Raw genomic sequence first — 1,890 nt, forward strand, 5'->3', positions numbered from 1 at the left:
CCCCAGGCTCCTCAGCCAGCACCGGCTCCCCAGCCACCCCAGCCTCCTCAGCCCGCACGAGCCGCCTCCGCCGGACGGGTCCTGCCGCGTCCGCGTCCCACCCGCTTGGCCACCGGACCGTACGCCGCCCCGCCGAGCACGAGCACCATGCCCACCACGATCGCGGCCACCATCAGGCGCAGCGGCCCCGGCTCGGAGAGGCCGCCCGGCATGTCCGCGAAACCGTCGGGCCGCTGAAGCATGCCGAACTTATCCATGGGCCACGCCACCGCGTCGACCCGGGCCTGCACCGCGCCGCGCGGCACCGAGCCGTTCTCCCCGTCGCCCAGGTGGACGCTGGAGTCCATGGAGCCGCTGCGCTCGTCGCCGAGCAGGAAGAGGCGGCCCTCGGGGACCGTCGTGGCCGGGATGCCCGTGGCCGCGGCGCCCGTACCCTTGGGCAGATACGGTTCTGCAATTTCCTTGCCGTTGACGGTCAGCTTGCCGTCCTTGCAGCAGGCGATCCTGTCGCCGCCTATGCCGACGACCCGCTTGACCATCGGCAGGTCGCCCCAGGTCGACTGCTTGAAGACGACGACGTCACCGCGGCGCACCTCCTCGCCGTCGATGCGCTGGGCGAGCACGCGGTCGCCCGAGCCGATCGTCGGCGTCATGGACCCGGTGGGCACCGTGTACGGCTGGTACAGGACCGCGCCCCAGACGAACCCGCCGAGGAAGAGCACACAGCCGAGGGCCACGGCGACGCCCGACAGCACGCTGCCGACCCGTCCCTGGCCCCCGGCCGTACGACTTGTCCCGCTCATCCCAGTGCTCCCCCGCTTTCGGAGACGACCCCGCCGTCCGTACCCACGGACGGCGGAAGATCGATGATCTGGGACGGCACCCTACCCGGCGGTACTCCCGCCAGAAACCCTCGCGGCCCGCCCGGCGGCCACCGTGAGGCGCCGCCTGCGCCACAGCACGACCGGCACCGCGCCCGCGAGGCCGAGGACGCTGGGAGCGGCGCTCGACAGGGCATTGATGCCCGGCTGGTCGAAGGTGTCCGGCTTGGGCAGCGTCGCCCAGCGGGTGGGCGGCCAGGCGATGACGATGGCGCGGCCCACAACATTGTCCACGGGGACGGCGCCGCCGCCCGGCTGGTTCTGGTGGTAGCGGGAGTCCAGCGAGTTCTGCCGGTGATCACCCATGACCCAGATTTTGCCCGGCGGTACCGTCACCTTGAACTGGCCGCCCTGGTCATCGGCGCTGCACGGGGTGTTGCCCGCGAAGACATAGGGCTCGTTGAGCGCCTTGCCGTTGACCTTGACCGGGCCTGTGCCCTTGCACTCCACGGTGTCGCCCGCGACGCCGATGACGCGCTTGATGAGGTCCTTCTCGTCGGCGGACGGCATCAGACCGACCCAGCCGAGGACCCGCTGAATCGCGTTCGGATCGGGTGTCGGTTCGCCGTCCAGCCAGTGGCCGGGGTCCTTGAAGACGACGACCTCGCCGCGCTCGGGCTCGGAGCCGAACCACGGCGTCAGCTTGTCGACGAGGACGCGGTCGCCCTGCTGAAGGGTGTTCTGCATCGAGTCCGACGGAATCGAGAACGCCTGGACCAGGAAAGTCTTGATGACCAGGGCCAGGACGAGGGCGATGCCGACCAGGAGCGGGAGTTCCTTCCAGAAGGACCTCGGCTTCTTCGGCCGCCCCGCGGCCCGGTCGCTGTCCGTGCTCCCGCCGTCCCCGCCGTCCCCGCCGTTTCCGCCGCTTCCGGTGTCATCCCCGGGGGTCGCACCGTCCGCGGCGCCTTCGACGCCCGGCTCGTCGGATCCCTTCGGCCGCTCCTCGGGCCCCTCGTGTCCGGATCGTGCGCCGACCGCCAAATCCCCCACATCCACTCCTCAGTCC

The 1,890-nt window shown here is 71.4% G+C and carries 2 protein-coding genes; both read right to left on the reverse strand.

The features are described from left to right. Window positions 1-47: 47 nt before the first annotated feature. Complete coding sequence (lepB, locus tag AB8Z36_RS39270; RefSeq protein ID WP_369218143.1) at window positions 48-803, reverse strand: signal peptidase I; 756 nt, start codon at window positions 801-803, stop codon at window positions 48-50. Window positions 804-884: 81 nt separating this feature from the next. Beyond that, window positions 885-1,874 carry a signal peptidase I gene (gene lepB / locus AB8Z36_RS39275; protein ID WP_369218144.1) on the reverse strand — a complete coding sequence of 330 codons (990 nt, stop codon included), beginning with the start codon at window positions 1,872-1,874 and terminating at the stop codon, window positions 885-887. Window positions 1,875-1,890: the final 16 nt, after the last annotated feature.

Origin of the sequence: Streptomyces flavofungini, from assembly GCF_041028215.1 — a bacterium.
GTDB lineage: Bacteria > Actinomycetota > Actinomycetes > Streptomycetales > Streptomycetaceae > Streptomyces > Streptomyces flavofungini_B.